This window comes from Delftia sp. DLF01 (genome assembly GCF_014852125.1).
Lineage (GTDB): Bacteria > Pseudomonadota > Gammaproteobacteria > Burkholderiales > Burkholderiaceae_C > Comamonas > Comamonas acidovorans.
The window spans coordinates 1566172-1586170 of sequence record NZ_JACVAZ010000001.1 but is presented as its reverse complement, the minus strand read 5'-3'; the positions used below and the strand labels follow the sequence as shown (position 1 = coordinate 1586170).

23 protein-coding genes are annotated in these 19999 nt (G+C 66.8%); 14 read left to right on the top strand and 9 right to left on the bottom strand.

Annotated elements, in window-relative coordinates:
* Positions 1 to 10 precede the first annotated feature (10 nt).
* Positions 11 to 610 (top strand): IMPACT family protein, encoded by a 600-nt coding sequence (locus IB269_RS07035; RefSeq protein WP_013802201.1) that lies wholly within the window; start codon positions 11 to 13, stop codon positions 608 to 610.
* Between the two features lie 21 nt (positions 611 to 631).
* Here IB269_RS07035 and IB269_RS07030 read toward each other — a convergent pair whose 3' ends face one another.
* The gene (locus IB269_RS07030) at positions 632 to 1810 is read right to left on the bottom strand and encodes a M20 aminoacylase family protein (RefSeq protein WP_192366749.1); all 1179 of its coding nucleotides are present in this window, start codon (positions 1808 to 1810) and stop codon (positions 632 to 634) included.
* A gap of 10 nt (positions 1811 to 1820) precedes the next feature.
* Positions 1821 to 2804 carry a tripartite tricarboxylate transporter substrate binding protein gene (locus IB269_RS07025; protein ID WP_192366748.1) on the bottom strand — a complete coding sequence of 328 codons (984 nt, stop codon included), beginning with the start codon at positions 2802 to 2804 and terminating at the stop codon, positions 1821 to 1823.
* Positions 2805 to 2938: 134 nt separating this feature from the next.
* Here IB269_RS07025 and IB269_RS07020 point away from each other — a divergent pair, with 134 nt between their 5' ends.
* Entirely contained in the window at positions 2939 to 3841 is a 903-nt protein-coding gene (locus tag IB269_RS07020; RefSeq protein ID WP_192366747.1) for a LysR family transcriptional regulator, read from the top strand.
* Positions 3842 to 3976: 135 nt separating this feature from the next.
* Here the strand turns inward: IB269_RS07020 and IB269_RS07015 are convergent, their stop codons facing one another.
* Positions 3977 to 4174 (bottom strand): hypothetical protein, encoded by a 198-nt coding sequence (locus tag IB269_RS07015; protein ID WP_148078937.1) that lies wholly within the window; start codon positions 4172 to 4174, stop codon positions 3977 to 3979.
* 38 nt (positions 4175 to 4212) lie between these two features.
* A complete protein-coding gene (locus IB269_RS07010; RefSeq protein WP_192366746.1) occupies positions 4213 to 5427 on the bottom strand; it encodes an HAF repeat-containing protein in 1215 nt (404 codons plus the stop codon).
* Between the two features lie 294 nt (positions 5428 to 5721).
* Between IB269_RS07010 and IB269_RS07005 the strand changes: the two genes are divergently transcribed.
* Positions 5722 to 6216 (top strand): hypothetical protein, encoded by a 495-nt coding sequence (locus IB269_RS07005; RefSeq protein WP_192366745.1) that lies wholly within the window; start codon positions 5722 to 5724, stop codon positions 6214 to 6216.
* Positions 6217 to 6453: 237 nt separating this feature from the next.
* On the top strand, positions 6454 to 7878 hold the full coding sequence (locus tag IB269_RS07000) for a dihydrolipoyl dehydrogenase (RefSeq protein ID WP_192366744.1): 1425 nt from the start codon (positions 6454 to 6456) through the stop codon (positions 7876 to 7878).
* A 28-nt stretch (positions 7879 to 7906) separates the two neighbouring features.
* On the opposite strand, the gene IB269_RS06995 is transcribed toward IB269_RS07000, so the two are convergent.
* Complete coding sequence (locus tag IB269_RS06995) at positions 7907 to 9727, bottom strand: ABC transporter ATP-binding protein/permease (RefSeq protein WP_192366743.1); 1821 nt, start codon at positions 9725 to 9727, stop codon at positions 7907 to 7909.
* Positions 9728 to 10012: 285 nt separating this feature from the next.
* On the opposite strand from IB269_RS06995, the gene IB269_RS06990 reads away from it, so the two are divergent.
* The 3 genes from IB269_RS06990 to IB269_RS06980 are packed head-to-tail and all read left to right on the top strand — an operon-like array spanning position 10013 to position 12256.
* The gene (locus tag IB269_RS06990; protein ID WP_192366742.1) at positions 10013 to 10624 is read left to right on the top strand and encodes a chromate transporter; all 612 of its coding nucleotides are present in this window, start codon (positions 10013 to 10015) and stop codon (positions 10622 to 10624) included.
* Positions 10621 to 11229: a chromate transporter gene (locus IB269_RS06985; RefSeq protein WP_192366741.1), complete on the top strand. Its 609-nt coding sequence runs from the start codon at positions 10621 to 10623 to the stop codon at positions 11227 to 11229. Before IB269_RS06990 ends, IB269_RS06985 begins: the two co-directional genes overlap by 4 nt.
* 46 nt (positions 11230 to 11275) lie before the next feature.
* Positions 11276 to 12256, top strand: a complete 981-nt coding sequence (locus IB269_RS06980) for an aldo/keto reductase (RefSeq protein WP_192366740.1) — start codon at positions 11276 to 11278, stop codon at positions 12254 to 12256.
* Positions 12257 to 12299: 43 nt separating this feature from the next.
* On the opposite strand, the gene IB269_RS06975 is transcribed toward IB269_RS06980, so the two are convergent.
* Together IB269_RS06975 and IB269_RS06970 are read right to left on the bottom strand one after the other, a co-directional pair.
* The gene (locus tag IB269_RS06975; RefSeq protein WP_192366739.1) at positions 12300 to 13145 is read right to left on the bottom strand and encodes an NAD-dependent deacylase; all 846 of its coding nucleotides are present in this window, start codon (positions 13143 to 13145) and stop codon (positions 12300 to 12302) included.
* Positions 13145 to 13783, bottom strand: coding sequence for a TetR/AcrR family transcriptional regulator (locus tag IB269_RS06970; RefSeq protein WP_192366738.1), 639 nt, complete (start codon positions 13781 to 13783; stop codon positions 13145 to 13147). The genes IB269_RS06975 and IB269_RS06970 overlap by 1 nt, the downstream gene beginning before the upstream one ends.
* Positions 13784 to 14006: 223 nt before the next feature.
* Between IB269_RS06970 and IB269_RS06965 the strand changes: the two genes are divergently transcribed.
* The 5 genes from IB269_RS06965 to IB269_RS06945 all read left to right on the top strand — a co-directional run bounded on the left by IB269_RS06965 (position 14007) and on the right by IB269_RS06945 (position 16346).
* A complete protein-coding gene (locus IB269_RS06965) occupies positions 14007 to 14510 on the top strand; it encodes a VOC family protein (RefSeq protein WP_192366737.1) in 504 nt (167 codons plus the stop codon).
* Between the two features lie 68 nt (positions 14511 to 14578).
* Entirely contained in the window at positions 14579 to 15001 is a 423-nt protein-coding gene (locus tag IB269_RS06960) for a VOC family protein (protein ID WP_034394280.1), read from the top strand.
* 49 nt (positions 15002 to 15050) lie between these two features.
* Positions 15051 to 15434, top strand: coding sequence for a VOC family protein (locus IB269_RS06955; RefSeq protein ID WP_013802186.1), 384 nt, complete (start codon positions 15051 to 15053; stop codon positions 15432 to 15434).
* Positions 15435 to 15442: 8 nt separating this feature from the next.
* Positions 15443 to 15919, top strand: coding sequence for an SRPBCC family protein (locus IB269_RS06950; protein WP_034394293.1), 477 nt, complete (start codon positions 15443 to 15445; stop codon positions 15917 to 15919).
* Positions 15920 to 15944: 25 nt separating this feature from the next.
* Positions 15945 to 16346, top strand: coding sequence for a DUF1428 domain-containing protein (locus tag IB269_RS06945; RefSeq protein WP_192366736.1), 402 nt, complete (start codon positions 15945 to 15947; stop codon positions 16344 to 16346).
* Here IB269_RS06945 and rlmB read toward each other — a convergent pair.
* Positions 16343 to 17134, bottom strand: coding sequence for a 23S rRNA (guanosine(2251)-2'-O)-methyltransferase RlmB (rlmB, locus tag IB269_RS06940; RefSeq protein WP_012205857.1), 792 nt, complete (start codon positions 17132 to 17134; stop codon positions 16343 to 16345). The two genes, IB269_RS06945 and rlmB, sit on opposite strands and share 4 nt — an antisense overlap.
* Before the next feature lie 217 nt (positions 17135 to 17351).
* On the opposite strand from rlmB, the gene sstT reads away from it, so the two are divergent.
* Complete coding sequence (gene sstT, locus IB269_RS06935; protein ID WP_013802183.1) at positions 17352 to 18575, top strand: serine/threonine transporter SstT; 1224 nt, start codon at positions 17352 to 17354, stop codon at positions 18573 to 18575.
* A gap of 24 nt (positions 18576 to 18599) precedes the next feature.
* Here sstT and IB269_RS06930 read toward each other — a convergent pair whose 3' ends face one another.
* Positions 18600 to 19310, bottom strand: a complete 711-nt coding sequence (locus IB269_RS06930; protein WP_013802182.1) for an ABC transporter ATP-binding protein — start codon at positions 19308 to 19310, stop codon at positions 18600 to 18602.
* Between the two features lie 16 nt (positions 19311 to 19326).
* On the opposite strand from IB269_RS06930, the gene IB269_RS06925 reads away from it, so the two are divergent.
* Positions 19327 to 19992 (top strand): arylesterase, encoded by a 666-nt coding sequence (locus IB269_RS06925; RefSeq protein WP_034398647.1) that lies wholly within the window; start codon positions 19327 to 19329, stop codon positions 19990 to 19992.
* Positions 19993 to 19999: the final 7 nt, after the last annotated feature.

Sequence of the window (19999 nt, the reverse complement as noted above, 5' to 3'; positions counted from 1 at the left end):
GCCGCCCTCCATGCCACAGACACTCCGCGCGCCCGCGCACAGCGAACTCATCATCAAGAAAAGCCGCTTCATCGGTTGCGTGCAGCCCATGGCCGACCGCGCCAGCGCCCAGGCGGTGGTCGATGCGCTATGGCGCGAGCACCCCGGCGCCGCCCATGTCTGCTGGGCGCTGCTGGCAGGCGGCCAGTCGGCAGCCGTCGATGACGGCGAGCCCAGCGGCACGGCAGGCCGCCCCATGCTGGACGTGCTGCGCCACCAGGACCTGGAAGGCGTGCTGGCCACCGTGGTGCGCTACTTCGGCGGCGTCAAGCTGGGCGCAGGCGGCCTGGTGCGCGCCTACACCGATGCCGTGGCCCAGGCCCTGCTGACCGCCGAGAAAGTGACACTGCAGCGCATGCAATCGCTGCGCTGCGCCGTGCCCTATGCGCTGGAAGGCCTGGTGCGCCGCGAGATCGATGCAGCAGGCGCCGAGCTGCTCCAGGTCGAGCATGGATCGCTGGTGCAGTTCGATCTGCGCCTGCCGCAGTCGCAGGCTGAAGGCTTTGTGAGCCGCCTCAACGAGAGCGGTCAAGGACGCGTGGGCTGGATGGAAGTCCACCCCGGCGAATGAGATGCGCCGGGCTCAAGCAGTTCAACCGGCCACCAGAAACCGCTGCGCCAGCAGCACCCAATAGGCGGCGCCCACGGCGATGTTGTCGTCGTTGAAGTCATAGCCCGGGTTGTGCACCATGCAGGCGCCTTGCTCGCTTCCCTCGCCATTGCCAATCAGCAGATAGCTGCCTGGCACGCGCTGCAGCATGAAGGCAAAGTCTTCGCTGCCCGGCAAGGGTGGCGCCTGCAGCGTGACATGTTCCGGGCCCAGCAGCTCCAGCGCGATCTGGCGCGCGAAGTCCGTCTCCTTGGGCGTGTTGACCAGCACGGCATAGCCGGGCCGCCACTCGAGTTGCGCCTGCACGCCGAAGCTCTCGGCCTGCGCACTCACCAGTTCGCGAATGCGCTGCTCCAGCAGCCTGCGCACATCGGCATCCAGCGCACGCACGCTCAACTCCAGCACAGCGCTGTGGGCAATCACGTTGTTGGCCTTGCCCGCATGGATGGCGCCCACGGTCACCACCGCCATCTGCAGCGGATCGATGTTGCGCGAGACGATGGTCTGCAAGGCCATGACGATGCTGGCGGCCGCCACGATGGGATCGGCCGTGCGGTGCGGCATGGCACCGTGCCCTCCCACGCCGATGAGGGTGAGCGTGGCGTAGTCGGAGGACGCCATGGCTGCGCCCTCGCGCAGCGCCAGCCGCCCCTGGGGCAAGCCCGGCATGTTGTGCATGGCGAAGATGGCGTCGCAGGGGTGGCGCTCGAACAGCCCGTCTTCCATCATGCGCAGGGCACCGCCGCCGCCCTCCTCCGCAGGCTGGAAGATCAGCGTGAGCGTTCCGTCGAAGCCGCCGTGCTCGGCCAGATGCCGGGCCGCCGCCAGCAGCATGGCGGTATGGCCGTCATGCCCGCAGGCATGCATCACGCCGTCATGTGTGCTGGCGTGGGCGAAGGCATTGGCCTCGGTGATGGGCAGCGCATCCATGTCGGCGCGCAGGCCCAGGCGCCGGCTGCCGCTGCCGCGCACCAGCCGCCCCACCACGCCCGTGCCGCCCAGGCCGCGCTCCACCTGGTATCCCCATTGCTCCAGTTGCTGCGCGACCAGGGCGCTGGTGCGGTGCTCCTCGAAGCCCAGTTCGGGGTGCCTGTGGATGTCGCGGCGCACATCGACGAAGGCTGCGGCCGAGCCGCGCAAAGTGTCCAGAAGGGTGTTCATGTGCGGCATCTCACTGGGGTTGCAGGCGGATGGAACGGGCAATGCTGCGGTAGCGGGCGGTCTCGGCCTCATAGAACTGCGCGGCTTCGGCCAGCGACATGGGCGCCGCGGCCAGCTGCGTCTGCAGGGCCAGTTGTTCGCGCACGCCCGGGTCCTTGAGCATGGCGCCTATCGCCTGGTGCAGCCTTTGCACCACCTCCTGCGGCGTGTCCTTGCGCACCAGGAAACTGGTCCAGGTCTTGTAGGCGAAGTTTTTCAGCTCCCGGCCCTCTCGCACCGTGGGCACATTCTTGAGCAGCTCCGATCGCTGCTCCCCCAGCTGGCCCAGGATCTTGAGCCGGCCCTGCTCGGCCAGCGCGCCCATGGCAGCGCTGTAGACGAGCACAGCGAAATCGACCTGCCCGCTGCCTATGTCCTGCAGCAGCGGCGCATTGCCCTTGTAGGGCGCATGCATGAGTTGTATGCCGGCGTCCTGCTGCACCTTCTCCAGAATCAGGTGGTAGAGCGAGCCAATGCCGACACTGCCGTAAGACAGCGGCCGGCTGGCGCTTTTGCGGGCCAGCGCGATCAGCTCATCCACGTTGCCGGCCTCCAGGTCCTTGCGGGCGACAAACACCATCACAGCCTCGGCCACGGGATGGACCAGGCGGAAATCCTCCGCCTTGAGCCGCACGGCCGCATTGGCCAGGGGCGACAGGATCACCTCGTTGGGCGAGCCCTGGAAGACGTAGTGGCCGTCGGGCGGCGCTGCCAGCACCTTTTGCGCGGCCATGGCACCGCTCACGCCGCCCAGATTCTCCACAATGACCTGCTGGCCCAGCGCCTTGGCCAGCGGCACGCTGAAGATGCGGGCAATGGCATCCGAAGGGCCGCCGGCCGGATAGGGAACCATCAGGCTTACGGGCCTGGAGGACGGGCTCTGCGCACAGGCCAGGCCCGCGCTCAGCAACAGGCCGGCGCCCGTCAGCCAAACGCGCTGGAACAAAAATCTCATCATGTCTCCTTGGTGGATGGCTCCGGCTCGGTCGGCCGGATACGCGGCATCCTAGGAGCCGGGTCATCGAACGTCCAATGCATTGTTGGCTGCATTAGCATGAGTTTCATGCAGACTTCAGGGCGCGAAAAATCATGACGTTGGTGCAGCTCAGGCATCTCATATCGGTGGCGCAGACCGGCTCCTTCAGCCGCTCGGCCGAGGCCATGCATCTGACACAGCCGGCCCTCAGCCGCAGCGTGCGCGCGCTGGAGCAGGAGCTGGGCATACCCTTGTTCGACCGCATCGGCCGCCGCAGCGAACTCACAGCCTTCGGCCGCGAGATGCTGGGACGGGCGCGCGCCCTGGTGACCGAGGCCGACGAGCTGCGTGACAGGGGGCGCCAATTGCGCGAGGGTGCGGCCGGCACCGTGCGTGTGGGCCTGGGATCGGGCCCCGGCGCAATATTGATGACGCCGTTCCTGCAGCACATGACCGTGCACCACCCCGGCGTGCGAACCGAGGTGGCGCGCGGCAGCACCGATCTGCTGGTGCACTCGCTACGCGAGCGCCTGCTCGATGCCCTGGTCGTCGACCTGCGCGCGCTGCGGCCCGCACCCGACCTTGCGTTGGACGTCGTGCACGAAATGCGCGCCGCCTTCATGTGCCGCACCGACCATCCACTCGCCCGCCTGCAGCGGGAGCTGCGCTTCGAGGATGTGCAGCGCTACCCCGTCGCCTCCACCCCGCTGAGCGACCAGGTGGCCTGGCTGCTGGTGGAGACCTATGGCGCCACAGCACACCCGGCGCGGTTCGTCACACTGCAGTGCGAAGAGTTGCCCAGCCTCGTGGACGTTGCGCGCAACAGCGACACCGTGCTGCTGGCCGTGCGCGCCGTCGCACCGGACCTGGCCGAATTGCCCATGGACCCGCCCATGCGCAGCACCGCCCGCTTCGGGTTGGTCACGCTGCGTCAGCGCAGCGAGGCGCCGACGCTGGCAATCCTGCGAGGCCTGATGGTCGATTTGATGTGCGATGGCCCTCCAGCCGTCGCATAGGCAAGGCCTCTGCCCTGCCCGGCCGGGCTGAGGCCTCTGCAAGGGCCGACAAGGACCACAGGCAGCGCTTCAGCGGCGGTCTTGGGTCGGCCACCAGGGATATGCGAAATCGGCTTGAAACGAAGGCAGTTGTGCTCAAAACAGAAAATGATCATCGATCAGTTTTTGCTGGACATCTTTACCCATTCCAACCAATGAAGAATGTCCACCAAAAGAGTAAATTGGATTTTCCAATGACCACATCCCTATACTATTTGCTTGGACTCCACATGACCAAAAAGCCGCAATGGCAACTGACACTGCCGCTGTAAATCTTGCATATCGCTTTTTCATAAAATCACCTTTCTTGGATTTGAAATGATTTCAGGCTTTCATGGCGCACACAGGTTCTGTATGAAAGCGTGCGTCGCAAGCTGGGTGACTTCGCTTTTGCCTGTCATATAGCAGCCATCCTGGCTCAACGCCGAGGCAGTGCTGTTCTCACCGCCCGCGAGGGTTCCCTGGTCCACCGTGCCGCCCGTTGGCGTCCAGGTGATGGCGTGGGAGCTTCCATCGCCAAGCTCGCTGCGACCCGCCACCGTTCCGTTGTCACCGATATCCACCACACGTGCATTCATGCCGCCAGACAGCGGAGGAATATCGCGGATGACACCGGTCTGGCTGTTCCAGTAATAGGGCATGCTGCGCCCGTCTGCCATCTGGTAGTGCCCAATCACCTCGCCGAGGATGTTGAGATCGACGCCGCTGTTTCGCGCGGGCGGTGACGATATGGACAGCACCTGCGGACTGGAGGACGAGTTGAGCCAGACGACGGTGCGTCCACCTTGGGCACCAAAATCGCAATAGCCCATGATGCGGGTATTGACGACGGTCTTTGCGCGGCAGAAGACGGCATTGAGAGGCAGGTTCAGGGCCGTGGCCATATAGCCGCCCAGGACTGCGGCAGACCAATAGACAGGACGCGGATGCCCGCTGTTGTCGGGACAGTTGCCCACGATGCCCGGCATGTTGCCGCCCACCACGAAATTGTCCACATCGGACGGCACGCAGTTGGTGCTGTTCAGGCCCAGCAGGCCCGCCGGCAGCGCGCGTGCCGTGGTTTCATTGTTGCGCCACATGACAGGGCGGGCCGTGTTGCTGCCGCTCAGGCTGACGCCAGCCACATAGCCGCCCTGGTTGAATGCCGTGGGCATGCTGCGCACATCGAGCGTCAGCGGCTGCAGTGTCTGCACCGTGGCGGGCGTGGCCGCATTCCAGAACACCCCCACGGACACCGAATTGCCGTCCAGGCAGCTGCCCACCACCTGGCCGCTGTTGGTGATGGCTGCCGCGTTGCAGTTGCGCCCCGGCGACAGGCGTGCAAGGTCTGCCGCACTGCCCGGCGCCAGCGACACGAAGCCTGCGGACGAGCCGTCGCTCTCTGCACAGGCGCCCACGACGTGGCCGCTGTTGTTGATGTCCAGGCCCACGCATTGCGGACCTGCCGACGTGCCCACGTCCTGCATGGGCAGGGCCTGCGCGGCCGGCAGTGCCAGCAACGCAAGGCACGCAACGGAAAAATTCAAATGCTTTGGCTGAAGGCGCATGAAGGGTTCTCCTGAAAAAGCAAAGAAGTCGTTCATGGAAATCGGGTGCCGAACAGGAAATCCGCATGGGGCTTGGCATATGCGCGCCGGTGCAGACGCTATTTCCGTGATCCGCATCCCGGCCCCACGATAGGTATCGCGGTATGGAGTCGTCCATCCGAGCAGCAATCAAAACAACAAAAACAATCAACAAAATCAAAAGCTTGCAAAAGAATCCCCCATCAATAATTGTCTCATCGGCATCCGGGATTCAGGCCATGCCACAGCGCAGCGCCATATGAATGGGAGCTTTCCATGGCAATCAAACACTGCCTGACATCCGACAGCGCATGGCCGAATGGCGCAATTCGCCGCCGCTGGAGTCCCGCAGAACTGCTTGCACTCGAACGCTGGGCCGGCGTCCTGCCCGTGCAGGTGATCTGCCGCCGGCTGAACCGCAGCGAACGCTCCGTTCGCTGCCAGATGCACAGGCGCGGCCTGAGCACCCGGGTCCGCGAGGGCGTCGGGCTGCGGCAGGTCTGCGAGGACCTGCAGTTGTCCGCACGGTCGGTGAAGGCCTTCATCCTCGATGGCCGCCTGCGCCTGCACAGCGCACAGGTGCACGGCGGGGTGATGGCGCAGCTTCATTGGTCCCTGCGCCGCTGGCTGCAGACGGCGCAAAGCCGCTTGTGCCGTGTCAGCCATTTGAGGGTTACCGAGACATCCCTCAGGCGCTTTGCGCGGGAAGCGGATGTCCGCGCATCAGGCAGCCGCACGGACGCGGCATGGCAACACTGGGCATCCGGCTAGTCCCTGCGCGGCAGGGTCCGGGCCCTGAATGTCCAGCAGCGGTTTCGGCCCTTCGCCTACGACTGCCGCGAGCGCCAGCATGCAGACTGGCACGCATGTCCCATGGCAGGCGAGGCAGTCATCTCGACCATCTGTCGGCACTTCAGTCGGCACTCCCGTCGGCACACCTTTCGGCACATCCACCGGCAGCGGAGACCTCCACGGGACCTGGTGCCACAGTCAAAGGAATCAGACAGCATGAAAAACCCACCCACCACCGCCCTCGACGTGATCATCGTCGGTGCCGGCTCGGCCGGACTGTCGGCGCTGCGCGAGGTGCGCAAGCACACGGAGCATTTCGCCATCGTCAACGACGGGCCCTGGGGAACGACCTGTGCGCGGGTGGGATGCATGCCGTCCAAGTTGCTGATCGAGGCGGCCAACGCCTTCCATGCACGCCATCACTTCGATACCTTCGGCATACGCGGCGCGAGCGGGCTGCAGCTGGACCTGCCCGCCGTTTTGCGCCGCGTGCGCAAGCTGCGCGACGAGTTCGTGGCAAGCACGATCAAGGCCACGGAGGGCCTGGGCTGGCGGGCCATCGACGGGCGTGCCAGACTGCTGGCAGCCAATCGGATCGAGGTCAACGGCAAGGTGCTGGCTGCGCGCAAGCTCATCCTCGCTCCGGGCTCCAGCCCCGTGGTGCCGGAGGAATGGAAGCGCTTTGGCAAGCGCATCCTGACCACGGACACCTTGTTCGAACGCAAGACGCTGGGCCCGCGCGTGGCCGTCGTCGGCCTGGGTCCGCTGGGCGTGGAGATTGCACAGGCGCTGGCGCGGCTGGGACTGGAGGTCACCGCACTGGGACGCGGCCCGAAGCTTGCCGGCCTGTCCGACCCGAATGTCACCGACGCATTGCGGCATCTGCTTGAGAAAGAGATGACGGTGATCACCGACCATGAAGTTCAGTTGAGCAAGGGCCCGGACAGCAGCATCGTCGTGCGTGCAGGCGACACCCGCATTGTCGTGGACCACGTGGTGGCCGCCATGGGCCGACGCCCGCAACTCGAAGGCCTGGGCCTGGAGACGCTGGGCCTTGAACTGGACGAACACGGCCAGCCGCCCGTGAGCCGCGAGACACTGCAGGTCGGCGAGCTGCCGCTGTTCCTCGCGGGCGATGCCAATGGCGACCGCCCCTTGTTGCACGAGGCCGTGGACGAAGGCCATATCGCCGGCACCAACGCCATGGCAGAGAACGTGGCCTGCTTCGAGCGGCGCACGCCGCTGTCCATTGTCTTCAGCTCGCCCCAGGCAGCCGTGGTGGGCCAGCCCATGAAGGCGCTGCTGGGGCAGGACTTCGTGGTGGGCCGCGTGGATTTCGCGCACCAGGGGCGTGCACGCGCTGCGCAGCGCAACGCGGGCCTGCTTCACGTCTATGCGGACCCGGCCAGCGGCCTGCTGCTGGGCGCGGAAATGTGCGCACCGGGCGGCGAGCATCTGGCCCATCTGCTGGCCCTGGCCGTGCAGCAGCAACTGACCGTGCACGAGCTGCTGCGCACGCCCTTCTACCACCCCGTGCTGGAAGAGGGCCTGCGCACCGCCCTGCGCGACGCGGTAAGCCAGTTGCGCGAGCAGCCGCCCTCCGACCTGGGCAACTGTGCTCCCTTGCCCATGGACGATTGATCTCGCGCGGCCCAGGGCCGCACGCGGATCAAGCCCGGGGCGCGCTCTGCGATGCGCTTCCTTCCGACAGCGTCCACCCGCCATTGCCATCGACCGCCAGCGCGTGGGTATGGAAACCCGCCAGCGTGCTGCGGTGGCCCACGCTCACCAGCATGGTCGAGCGCATCTGCTCGCGCAGCAGGGTGTACAGCGCATGCTCCAGGCCCTCGTCCATGGCCGAGGTGGATTCATCGAGAAAGACGATGGCGGGCCGGTTGAACAGCACGCGGGCAAAGGCCAGGCGCTGCTGCTCGCCAATCGACAGGATGCGGGACCAATCCTGGTTCACATCCAGCTTGTCGGCCAGATGGGCCAGGCTGACCTGGCGCAGCGCCTGCTGCAGCCGCTCGTCGTCCTGCGGCGAGGCATCGGCGGGATAGGCAATGGCCGTGCGCAGGTCACCCAGCGGCAGATACGGGCGCTGAGACAGGAACAGCGCCTGGTGGCCGCCAGGGCGGCCCACCGTGCCTTCGGCGTGCGGCCACAGGCCGGCAATGGACCGCAGCAAGGTAGTCTTGCCGCTGCCCGAAGGCCCCTTGATCAGCAGCGCCTGGCCGGGAATGAGCTTCAGTTGCAGGCCGCTGAGCAGGTGGTGGCCATCAGGGCGGCTGACCTGCAGGTCCTCGATGTCCAGGGCGCCGGGTTGCTCTTTGTGGACGACCTGGGGCAGTTCGCGGGTCTGGGCATTGGCATCCAGAAAGCCGCACAGGCGGTCCAGCGCAGCGCGGTACTGGGCGAAGGTGTCGTAGGAGGTTCGAAAGAAGGACAGCGCATCCTGCACCTGCCCAAAGGCCTGCGAGGTCTGCATCACATCACCGAGCTTGATGGCACCGCTGAAAAAGCGCGGCGCCTGCAGCAAAAAGGGAAAGACCACGGCCACCTGGTTGACGGTGAGGTTGAAGCCGTCGAACTTCAGGCTGCGGTAGACCAGGGCCCAGACATTGGCGATCAACGCCGAGAATCGCGTCAAAAGCGTGTTGCGCTCGATGGCCGCGCCCTGGTAGAAGGCGATGTTCTCCGCATATTCACGCACGCGCACCAGGGCATAGCGGAAGTTGGCGGTCAGCCTCTCGTTCAGGAAGTTCAGCCGGATCAGCGGCTGGCCCAGGCGAAAGGCGATCAGCGTGGCGATGATCACGTAGACGTAGACCGCAAAGACCATGGCCCGCGGAACCTCCACGCCCGCCACGGCAATGGGCGCGGACAGCCCCCAGAGAATGCCCGTGAACGCCACCAGCGAGACCACGGCGCTGACGGCACCCAGCGCCAGGGTCAGCGAGTTCGAGACAAAGGTGTTCACATCCAGCTCGATGCGCTGGTCGGGGTTGTCCACCGGCTCGTCCAGGAAGTGGCTGCGGTAGTAGGCGTCGCCGCGCATCCAGTCGGTGGTCACGCGCTCGTTGAGCCAGACCCGCCAGCGGATGCGGAACGCCTGGTTCACGTAGTAGTTGAACAGCTCGCGCATCACATGGATGGTGGCCAGCACCGCGAAGATGCCCAGGAATCGCCAGAAGCCCTTCTGGTCCAGCTCCTGCAGCGCGCTGTAGAAGCCGTTGTACCAAAAGGAGAACAGCACGTTCATGCGCACCGAGACCAGGGCCAGCACCAGCAGCAGCATGAACACCAGCAGCGGCCACCAGCTGTTTCTGGGGTGCAGGAACGGGCCGGCCAGCTGCCAGAACTGCCGACCCCAGCGGGTGAATCGAACCAGCAGCAGCGCCACGGCCGCGAAAGCCACGACGGTGATCACTGAGGCCGCCGCCAGCCAGACCAGGCTTTCCTGCAGCGCCTTGCTCCAATCCATGTCCATGCCGGAGATCCTCGGGTTGTGTGGGTGGAGAGAATCTACTCCTGTTCAGGCAGGCCGGCGGGCAGGCCCGGGTGCATGCCGGCAGCAAGCCATCTGCGCTTGCAATGCCCCCATCGCCGTTGCCGATGGGGCCGCTGCCGACGAGGCCGCTGCGCAGGATTAATATTCCGTGCGTGCCACCCCGAGGCAGGCACGGAGACAGGATCGGCCCGCACGGTTCCACCCCATGACAACAGCGATGCCGTCCCCGGGCCCTGCCCGGGCGGCCCAGACACAAGCCAGAACATGCCCGCATCGCCGCCCCAGGCTTCCCCGCCACACGACACCGCCGATGCGCCTACCCAGCGCCCCGCCCCGGCCAACCTGCGCGACCTGTTCTGGTCCTTCACCTGGCTGGCCCTGCAGGGCTTTGGCGGCGTGCTGGCCGTGGTGCAGCGCGAGCTGGTCGAGAAAAAGCGCTGGCTGACCAACGACGAGTTCGTGGAGGACTGGGCCGTGGCCCAGATCATGCCCGGGCCCAATGTGGTCAACCTGTCCATCACCATTGGCGAGCGCTACTTCGGCTGGCGTGGCGCCGTGGTCGCCGTGTGCGGGATGCTGTGCTTTCCCATGCTGCTGGTGCTGACGCTGACCGTGATCTATTCGCAGCTGGCCGACCACCCCGCCATGGCCGGGGCGCTGCGCGGCATGGGCGCCGTCGCGGCCGGCCTGGTGGCGGGCATGGGGCTGAAGCTGACGAGCACGCTGAGCCGACACCCGCTGGGGCGCTGGTGCAGCGCGGCCCTGGCGCTGGCCTCGTTCATTGCCATGGCCGTGCTGCGCGTGCCGCTGGCCTGGGTGCTGCTGGTGGTCGGCGGTGCCGGCTGCGTGCTGACCTGGAGAAAGCTCGCCCCATGAACGCCGCCCACCAGATCGCCCTGAACCTGCAGCCCGCCGACTGGCTGCAGTTGCTGCTGTATTTCCTGACGCTGTCGCTGATGGCCGTAGGCGGCGCCATTGCCACGGCGCCCGACATGCACCGCTTCCTGGTCGATGGCCACGGCTGGCTCAGCGAGGCGCAGTTCAGCAGCTCCATCGCCATCGCCCAGGCGGCGCCCGGGCCCAATGTTCTCTTCATCGCCCTGCTGGGCTGGAACCTGGGCCTGAACGCGGGCGGGGGCACCGGGCCGCTGGCATGGACCTTTGGCGCGCTGGGCGTGACCATCTGCATGGTCGGCATCCTGCTGCCAAGCTCCGTGCTGGCCTGGCAGGCCTCGCGCTGGGGCCAGCGCAACAGGAACCGGCGCGGCGTGCGTGCCTTCAAGCAGGGCATGGGGCCGCTGGTCATCGGGCTGCTGCTGGCCACGGGCTGGCTACTGGGCAGCGCCAGCGGCCGCCCGGCCCAGGACTGGCGCCTGTGGCTGCTGACCCTGGCCTGCGCCCTGCTGGTGTGGCGCACGCGCATCCACCTGCTGTGGCTGCTGGGCGCGGGCGCGCTGCTGGGTGCGCTGGGCTGGATCTGAGAGGTCCTGAGGACTACCCTGGTTTTTTCGTCAAAAGGAGCCGTACATGGCGCAAGCCCCTTCCCTTCGTTCCCTGGGCCGCAGCGGCCTGCAGGTCTCGCCGCTGTGCTTTGGCGGCAATGTCTTCGGCTGGACCGTGGACGAGGCCACGTCGTTCTCGCTGCTCGACGCCTGGCTGGATGCCGGCATGAACTTCATCGACACGGCCGACGTGTACTCGCGCTGGGCGCCGGGCCATGCGGGCGGCGAGTCGGAGACCGTGATCGGCAAATGGCTCAAGCGCAGCGGACGGCGCGCCGACATCGTGCTGGCCACCAAGGTCGGCAAGGACATGGGCGAGGGCCGGGTGGGCCTGCGCCCCGAGTACATCCGCCAGGCCGTGGATGCCTCGCTGCAGCGCCTGCAGACGGACTACATCGACCTGTACCAGTCGCATGACGACGACGCCAGCGTGCCGCTGGCCGATACCCTGGGCGCCTTTGCCGACCTGATCGCCGCAGGCAAGGTGCGGGCCATTGGCGCCTCCAACCACAGCGCGCCGCGCCTGGCCGAGGCCCTGCGCACCAGCGCCGCGCTGGGTCTGCCGCGCTACGAGAGCCTGCAGCCGCTGTACAACCTGTACGACCGCGCCGTGCTGGAGCGCGATCTGGCGCCGCTGTGCGCGGCCGAGCAGGTGGGCATCATCAACTTCTATGCGCTGGCAGCGGGTTTTCTGACGGGCAAGTACCGCAGCAGCGAAGACGCAGCCAAGAGTGCGCGCGGCGGCAAGACCGTGGCCACCTACCTGAACCCGCGCGGCCTGCGCATTGTGCAGGCCCTGGACTCGGTGGCTGCGCGCCTGAACAGCCAGCCCGCGTGCGTGGCCCTGGCCTGGCAGATGCAGCGCCCGTTTGTGACTTCGCCCATCGCAAGCGCGACCTCGCTGGCCCAGTTGCAGCAACTGGTGCAGGCCACGCGCCTGCAGCTGTCGGCTCAGGACGTGGCCGAGCTCAACCAGGCCAGTCAGGAAGAAGGCGCAAGGGACTGACCTGCGCAGGCCAGGGCAGCCTGCCCGCCCTGGCCGGGGCCTCTCAGCCCGCCAGCAGCGCGGGCAGGATCTGGGCCGATGGGCCGCGCAGGCACTGGTGCGCTGCGTCATCCAGCTCGGAAGGCGCCAGGTTGATGACGGCCACGTGCGCGCCTGCCCGGCGCGCGATTCGGGCCAGCCCCGCTGCCGGATACACGGCGCCCGAGGTGCCGACCACCAGCAGTACCTCGCAGCGCTGCACGGCAGCCTCGGCGGCCTGCCATATGCCCATGGGCAGGGACTCGCCGAACCAGACCACGCCCGGGCGCACCAGGTTGCCGCAAACAGGGCACTGCGGAGGCTCGCCAGGGTTCTGCCCGGCCAGGTCGCAGCAGGCGCGGGGCCGCTCGAGCCAACGGTCGCGCATCAACTCGCCATGCAAGCACAGCACGCCGGGGCTGCCCGCGCGCTGGTGCAGGCCATCCACGTTCTGCGTGACCAGGGTCATGCGGCCCGGGTGCTGCAAGGCCCACTGCGCCAGCGCGTGGTGGCCTGCATTGGGCTGCACTGCCGCCACGGCCTCGCGCCGGTGCGCATACCACTGCCACACGCGCTGCGGATGGGCGCGAAAGCCCGCTTCGCTGGCCATGTCCTGCGGGTTGAACTGTGCCCAATAGCTGTTCTTGTCATCGCGGAACGTGGGCACGCCGGACTCGGCACTGACGCCTGCGCCCGTGAGCACGGCGATGTGCGCTGCATGCGCGATGCGCTCGCGCAGCTCGTGCAGCTCGCGCTGGCCGGGCAGTTCAGCGGCAGCCGCAGGCAGCGAAGTGGGGGAAGGTTCGTCGGGCATTGGAGGGCGAAGGAAAAAAAGCAGGCCATTGTGCGGCAGCGCCGCCCCAGGGCGCATCAAATGCCTTTTTCCACCATCTCCAGCAGGCGCAGCGCCAGCGCCCGACGCTGCTCGGGTGTGGCACGCCGCAGCGGGCCGTCGATCACCAGCAAGGCCATGCCGTGCACGGCCGACCAGGCCAGGAACTCGGCCTGGGGACGACGCTCGGGCGGCAGCACGCCGGCCTCGGTCATGCTGTCCAGCGCGTAGCCCAGCAGCTCGAACGGGTTCAGGCCCATGGCCGCCGCACGCGTGGTGTCGGGCGGCAGGTCCACGTCGTACTCGACAGAGGCAAAGGCCGTGCGGAACCAGCCGGTCTCCGTCTGGGCAAAGCCCAGGTAGCCCCGGCCCACGGCAGCCAGCAAGGCGCGTGAGCGCTGCAGCGCATCGGGCAGGGCACGGGCCTGGACCATTTCGGCCTCGATGGCCGCGGCCAGTGCGCCCAGGGCCGCAGCGCGCACGGCATCAAACAGTGCCTGGCGGTTGGCAAAGTGACGATAGGCCGCATTCGGCGCCACGCCCGCCCGCCGCGTGGCCTCGCGCAGCACGATGGCCTGGGGACCGCCTTCGCGCGCCAGTGCCAGGCCAGCCTCGACCAGGGCCTGGCGCAGGTCGCCATGGTGGTATGACTCACGCCTGACACGTCGCTGCGTCACTGTTTTGATTCCTTTTTTTTCTGCATGACCACGTCACACATAAGGGACGACAGCCCTGCCCCGCCGATTTACAGCTTGACACCGAAGCTGACAACGCCTGATGTGGACAGCGTCCATTTTAGTCCCTAGCATATGTGAACGGCGTACACACGCCGGGCAGAAATCGATAAAAAGCCGGCATCGAACGGCAAAAACGGTTTTCACCGTCACCAAGGAGACAAGCATGGCTTTGCACACCGGCCGCATCCAGCCCTGCCTCTGGTTTGACAACCAGGGCGAGCAGGCGGCGCGCTTCTATACGGAAGTCTTTCCCGATTCCCGCATCACGGCCATTGCCCGCTATGGCGAAGCCGGCCACGACATCCACGGCAGGCCGGCCGGCAGCGTGATGACGGTGCAATTCGAGTTGGACGGCCAGCCCTTTCTGGCGCTCAACGGCGGCCCGATGTTCCGCTTCAACGAGGCCGTCTCGCTGATGGTCAGTTGCGATACGCAGGACGAGATAGACCACTACTGGGGCGCCCTGTCCGAGGGCGGCGACCCGGCGGCGCGTCAATGCGGCTGGCTCAAGGACCGCCATGGCCTGTCGTGGCAAATCGTTCCGGCCCAGATGGCGGGCTGGATGGGGGGCCCCGACATGGACGCCGCCCAGCGCGTGATGCAGGCCCTGCTGGGCATGCAAAAGCTGGACATCGCCGCTCTTGAGCGCGCGCATGACGGCCGCTGAGGCCTCCTGCGCCCATCCTCCCACTCCTCTCCCCCTCCCCTCGCCACCAACCACTTCAGGAGCATTCCATGCAATTCATTCCCTATCTGAACTTCAACGGCAACTGCGCCGAGGCCTTTGCCTTCTACGCCAGGCTGTTCGGCGGCACCATCGTGCACCAGAGCACCTTTGGCGAGACACCGGGCATGGAGCAGATGCCCGATTCCGCCAAGGGGCTCATCATGCATGCCCACCTGCAGATCAAGGACCAGGCGCTGATGGCCTCGGACGCCACCGACAACTGCGGTGGCGGCGGCTACCAGCAGGCCCAGGGCATGTGGATCTCGATCGGCGTGGACGACGCCACCGAAGGCGGCCGCATCTTCAACGCGCTGGCCGAAGGCGGCAAGGTGACCATGCCCTTCCAGGCCACGTTCTGGTCGCCGGGCTTTGGCATGGTGACGGACCGCTTCAACACACCATGGATGGTCAACGTCAAGGGCGAGGCCTGAACAAGGCCGGCCGACACACATTGCCTCTGTCACCCAAGAAGGAGTCTTCATGAACGCCAATCCCGTCGTCTGGTTCGAGATCCATGTGCAGGACATGGCGCGTGCGCGCCGGTTCTATGAAACCGTCTTCCAGGGCAAGCTGGAGCATCTGCCGGCGCCAGATGGCTCCGACAGCCAGGAGATGCTGTCCTTTCCGATGGACATGACAGGCCCCGGCGCGGGCGGAATGCTGGTGCGGATGGACGGCGCACCTTCCGGCGGCGGCGGCACCCTGGTCTATTTCGGCTGCGAGGACTGTGCCATCGAACAGGGCCGCGTCGAGGCCGCAGGCGGGCGCATCGAGCAGGCCAAATTCTCCATAGGCCCCCACGGGCACTGCGCCGTCGTGGTGGACACCGAGGGCAACCGAATCGGCCTGCATTCCATGCAATGAGGAGCGCCATGACAGCACAAGACCTTCCCGAACACGCCAACGACCTGGTGCTCACGCGCCTGCTGGACATTCCCGCCGACAGGCTCTACCGCTGCTGGACCGAACCCGCGCTGATCCAGCAATGGTTTGCGCCCAGCCCCTGGAGCGTGTCCCGCGTGGACAACGATGTGCGGCCCGGCGGCCACAGCCTCATCGTCATGCGCAGCCCTGAAGGCCAGGAGATGCCCGGCAGCGGCGTCTATCTGGAAGTCATTCCCAACCGCCGCCTGGTCTTCACCGACGCATTCACCCAAGGCTGGGTGCCTGCCGACAAGCCCTTCATGACGGGCATCGTCAGCTTTGACCCCGAAGGCAGCCAGACCCGCTATACCGCCCGGGTGCGCCATTGGAGTGCTGCCGACCGCGCCCAGCACGAAGCCATGGGTTTTCACACCGGCTGGGGCCAGTGCACTGACCAGCTGGCCGAGCTCGCAGCCCGGCTCTGAAGCCGGATTTCACCAGGAGAGAGCCATGCACTACATCGACGGATTCGTGCTGCCCGTTCCCCGGGCCAACCTGCAGGCCTACCGCGAGGTGGCGCAGGCCGCAGGCAAGGTATGGATGGAGTACGGCGCGCTGCAGTACTGGGAATGCGCGGGCGATGACGTGCCCATGGGCAAGCTGACCTCGTTTCCCCAGGCCGTGCAGCTCAAGGAAGGCGAGATCGTGTTCTTCTCATGGATCATCTATGCGTCGCGCGCGGAGCGCGATCGCATCAATGCCGCCGTCATGAAGGACCCGCGCATTGCCTCCATGGACCCGGCCACCATGCCCTTCGACGCCAAGCGCATGTTCTGGGGCGGCTTCGAGAGCGTGGTGGAACTGGGCACGGCCGAAGGTGCAAGTGCGGGCGCCAGCGGCGCGCCGGCCTAGATCTGGTCAGCCGGGGCGGCAGAAACGGCAGGCGTGGTGCCCTGGCCGCGCTGGCGCAGCGCTTCGTACAGGCACACGCCGCTGGCCACGGACACGTTGAGGCTGGAGACGGCGCCCATCATGGGGATGCCGATCAGCTCGTCGCAGGTCTTGCGCGTGAGCTGGCGCATGCCGTCGCCTTCGGCGCCCAGCACCAGGGCCGTGGGGCCCGTGAGGTCCACCTCGTACAGGGTCTTGGGCGCATCGTCGCTGGTGCCGATGATCCAGATGTCGCGCTCCTTGAGCTCATTGAGCGTGCGCGCCAGGTTGGTGACCATGAAATAGGGCACGGTCTCGGCCGCGCCGCTGGCCACCTTGGCCACGGTGGCGTTCACGCCTACCGCATGGTCCTTGGGCGCAATCACCGCATGGGCGCCGGCGCCATCGGCCACGCGCAGGCAGGCCCCCAGATTGTGCGGATCGGTCACGCCGTCCAGCACCAGCAGCAGCGGCTTGCTGATGCCGTCTGCCTCCAGCTGCTCCAGCAATTCGTCCAGCGAATGCACCTGGGCCACCGCCTCCACGCGCGCGGCCACGCCCTGGTGGCCATGGCTGCCAGCCAGCTTGGCAAGGCGTTCGCCGTCGGCCTCGATCAGCCGGACGCCAGCCGACTTGGCGCGGTCGAGGAACTGGCGCATGCGCGCATCGCGGCGCGTGGCCTCGTAGTAGACCTCGATGATGGATTGGGGCGCGGTCTTCATGCGCACGCCGACGGCGTGGAAGCCGAAGAGAACTTTGGGGGACGACATGGGGCGCAATTATCCCGCCAATTGAGCGGTGCCCCGGGCCCCGCCTTGCGAAGCCCGTCTGCGCGCAACGGCTCCTGTGGTTTTTACGTAGCCGCTACACTGCGCGGCTTGGCCGCCTTCCAGCAGCCCTGCACATTGCGGCATGCACCGTAGCCACGGGCATGCCGCTTTGCATTTTTCCATCGCTTGAGTTTTTTCCTTTTCTTTGCCAACCATCATGCTCAAAGCCCTCTTCGCCCGGCTTGCCCGCACCAGCCTGGTCGGCCAGATCGCCATCAGCCTGGTCGCTGGCGGCCTGCTGGCCTGGCTCTGGCCCGAGGCCGCCCAGTCCGTGTCCCTGCTGGGCACGCTGTTCATCTCCGCCCTCAAGGCCGTGGCGCCCGTGCTGGTGCTGCTGCTGGTGGTCTCGGCCACCAGCAACCACCGGCCTGGCCAGGCCACGCAGATCCGCCCCATCCTGTGGCTGTATGTGCTGGGCACCTTTGCGGCGGCCGTGGTCGCCGTGGCGGCCAGCATGGCCTTCCCTTCCACCATCCAGTTCAAGGATGCCGCCCCGGCCCAGGGCGCGCCCGGGCGCATTGGCGAAGTGCTGATGGCCCTGGTGCAAAGCGCCTTCGACAACCCCGTGCGTGCGCTGATGAATGCCAACTACATCGGCATCCTCGCCTGGGCACTGGCCATGGGCATGGCCCTGCGCCATGCCTCGGAGTCCACGCGCACCGTGATGCAGGACCTGGGCCAGGCCATCACCCGCGTGATCCAGGGCGTGATCCGGCTGGCGCCGCTGGGCATCTTCGGCCTGGTGGCCGGCACCTTTGCCCAGTCGGGCCTGGAAAAGCTGCTGGACTACGCGCACCTGCTGGCCGTGCTGCTGGGCTGCATGCTCTTCGTGGCCCTGGTGGTGAACCCGCTCATCGTCTGGACACAGACGCGTCGCAACCCCTATCCGCTGGTACTGACCTGCCTGCGCGAGAGCGCGGTGACGGCCTTCTTCACGCGCAGCTCGGCCGCCAACATTCCGGTGAACCTGGCGCTGGCCAAGCGCCTGGGCCTGGATGAGGACACCTACAGCGTCTCCATCCCGCTGGGCGCCACCATCAACATGGCCGGCGCCGCCGTCACCATCAGCGTGCTCTCGCTGGCTGCGGCTCATACGCTGGGCATCGAGGTGGATCTGCTGACCGCCATCTTGCTGTGCGTGGTGTCCGCGGTGTGCGCCTGCGGCGCCTCGGGCGTGGCCGGCGGCTCGCTGCTGCTGATTCCGCTGGCCTGCAGCCTGTTCGGCATCTCCAACGATCTGGCCATGCAGGTGGTTGGCGTGGGCTTTGTGATCGGCGTGATCCAGGACTCGGCCGAAACCGCGCTGAACTCCTCGACCGATGTGATCTTCACGGCAGCTGCCTGCGAGGCAGCCGGGCGCCGTGAGGCCGTGGCGGCCTGAGCGCCACCCCTTGCTGGCGTCCGATCAGGCCGCCAGCGCCTGCCCCTCTTCGATGCTGGCAACGCGGCCGGCCTCGATGGTCACACGCCGCTCGCAGCGCGCGGCGATGGCTCGGTCATGGGTGACCATGACCAGCGTCGTGCCGCGTTCGCGGTTGAGCGCGAACATCAGCTCCATGATGGTTTCGCCGGTCGCAAAGTCCAGGCTGCCCGTGGGCTCGTCGGCCAGCAGCACGGCGGGCTCGACCACGAAGGCGCGGGCCAGCGCCACGCGCTGCTGCTCGCCGCCCGACAGCAGCTTGGGATAGTGGCCCAGGCGCTGGCCCAGGCCCACGCGCTCCAGCATCTCGGTGGCGCGGCGGCGGGCCTCGCGGCTGCCCGCCAGCTCCAGCGGCAGCATCACGTTCTCCAGCGCCGTCAGATTGCCCAGCAGCTGGAAGCTCTGGAAGACAAAGCCCAGCTTTTGCGCGCGCACGGCGGCGCGTGCATCCTCATCCAGCGCGAACATGTCCTGGCCCTGCAGCCGCACCGTGCCGCGCGTGGGCGTATCCAGGCCGGCAAGAATGGACAGCAGCGTGCTTTTGCCCGAGCCCGAGGCACCGACGATGGCCACGGTTTCCCTTGCGGCAAAACGCAGATCGATATCCCGCAGAATATCCAGTGTTCCGGTCGAATCGCTGACCGACTTGAAGACATGCTCGACTTCGATCAGGGGCTGGGCAGTGCTTTGTGACATGGAGGATGGGAAGACGATGCAAGACAAGCTGCGCGCAATGCGCCGACGCCGCCACTTTATATCGGCCGGCTTGGCCTTCGGACTGCTGGGTACTTGGACGGCCACGTCCACGTGGGCAGCCGAGACGGGCCCGCTGCTGGTGCTGGGCGACTCGCTGAGTGCCGAGTACGGACTGGCCCGTGGCACGGGCTGGGTGGCACTGCTGCAAAAGCGCCTGCAGGAGAGTCCCAAGAATGTGCCGCTGGTCAACGCCAGCGTGAGCGGCGAGACCACCTCGGGCGGCCGCTCTCGCCTGCCTGCCTTGCTCAAGCAGCACAAGCCATCGGTGGTGGTGATCGAATTGGGTGGCAACGATGCGCTGCGGGGTCTGCCGCTGCAAAGCACGCAGGGCAATCTGGACGCCATGGTGCGCGCGGCCCGGGATGCCGGAGCCAAGGTGTTGCTGGTGGGCATGCAGGTGCCGCCCAACTATGGCAGCGGCTATACGCGCCAGTTCGAGCAGCTGTTTGCCAAGGTGGCGCAGGAGCAGAAGGTGCCGCTGGTGCCCTTCCTGCTGGCCGGCATCGGTGATGCGGCCGATTCAGCCCAGTGGTTCCAGGCCGACCGCATCCACCCCACGGCCAAGGCCCAGCCGCGCATGCTGGACAACGTCTGGCCCCAGCTCAGCAAGCTGCTGCCCTGAGCTCAGG

Bases quoted from the DNA above. Each gene is read 5' to 3' on its own strand.
- IB269_RS07035 (WP_013802201.1), top strand. From the start codon at position 11: ATGCCACAGACACTCCGCGCGCCCGCGCACAGCGAACTCATCATCAAG.
- IB269_RS06945 (WP_192366736.1), top strand. From the start codon at position 15,945: ATGCACTACATCGACGGATTCGTGCTGCCCGTTCCCCGGGCCAACCTG.
- IB269_RS06950 (WP_034394293.1), top strand. From the start codon at position 15,443: ATGACAGCACAAGACCTTCCCGAACACGCCAACGACCTGGTGCTCACG.
- IB269_RS07020 (WP_192366747.1), top strand. From the start codon at position 2,939: ATGACGTTGGTGCAGCTCAGGCATCTCATATCGGTGGCGCAGACCGGC.
- IB269_RS07015 (WP_148078937.1), bottom strand. From the start codon at position 4,174: ATGAAAAAGCGATATGCAAGATTTACAGCGGCAGTGTCAGTTGCCATT.
- IB269_RS07010 (WP_192366746.1), bottom strand. From the start codon at position 5,427: ATGCGCCTTCAGCCAAAGCATTTGAATTTTTCCGTTGCGTGCCTTGCG.
- IB269_RS07000 (WP_192366744.1), top strand. From the start codon at position 6,454: ATGAAAAACCCACCCACCACCGCCCTCGACGTGATCATCGTCGGTGCC.
- IB269_RS06960 (WP_034394280.1), top strand. From the start codon at position 14,579: ATGCAATTCATTCCCTATCTGAACTTCAACGGCAACTGCGCCGAGGCC.
- IB269_RS07025 (WP_192366748.1), bottom strand. From the start codon at position 2,804: ATGAGATTTTTGTTCCAGCGCGTTTGGCTGACGGGCGCCGGCCTGTTG.
- IB269_RS07005 (WP_192366745.1), top strand. From the start codon at position 5,722: ATGGCAATCAAACACTGCCTGACATCCGACAGCGCATGGCCGAATGGC.
- IB269_RS06925 (WP_034398647.1), top strand. From the start codon at position 19,327: ATGCAAGACAAGCTGCGCGCAATGCGCCGACGCCGCCACTTTATATCG.
- IB269_RS06985 (WP_192366741.1), top strand. From the start codon at position 10,621: ATGAACGCCGCCCACCAGATCGCCCTGAACCTGCAGCCCGCCGACTGG.
- IB269_RS06995 (WP_192366743.1), bottom strand. From the start codon at position 9,727: ATGGACATGGATTGGAGCAAGGCGCTGCAGGAAAGCCTGGTCTGGCTG.
- IB269_RS06990 (WP_192366742.1), top strand. From the start codon at position 10,013: ATGCCCGCATCGCCGCCCCAGGCTTCCCCGCCACACGACACCGCCGAT.
- IB269_RS06965 (WP_192366737.1), top strand. From the start codon at position 14,007: ATGGCTTTGCACACCGGCCGCATCCAGCCCTGCCTCTGGTTTGACAAC.
- IB269_RS07030 (WP_192366749.1), bottom strand. From the start codon at position 1,810: ATGAACACCCTTCTGGACACTTTGCGCGGCTCGGCCGCAGCCTTCGTC.
- IB269_RS06975 (WP_192366739.1), bottom strand. From the start codon at position 13,145: ATGCGCCCTGGGGCGGCGCTGCCGCACAATGGCCTGCTTTTTTTCCTT.
- IB269_RS06980 (WP_192366740.1), top strand. From the start codon at position 11,276: ATGGCGCAAGCCCCTTCCCTTCGTTCCCTGGGCCGCAGCGGCCTGCAG.
- rlmB (WP_012205857.1), bottom strand. From the start codon at position 17,134: ATGTCGTCCCCCAAAGTTCTCTTCGGCTTCCACGCCGTCGGCGTGCGC.
- IB269_RS06955 (WP_013802186.1), top strand. From the start codon at position 15,051: ATGAACGCCAATCCCGTCGTCTGGTTCGAGATCCATGTGCAGGACATG.
- sstT (WP_013802183.1), top strand. From the start codon at position 17,352: ATGCTCAAAGCCCTCTTCGCCCGGCTTGCCCGCACCAGCCTGGTCGGC.
- IB269_RS06930 (WP_013802182.1), bottom strand. From the start codon at position 19,310: ATGTCACAAAGCACTGCCCAGCCCCTGATCGAAGTCGAGCATGTCTTC.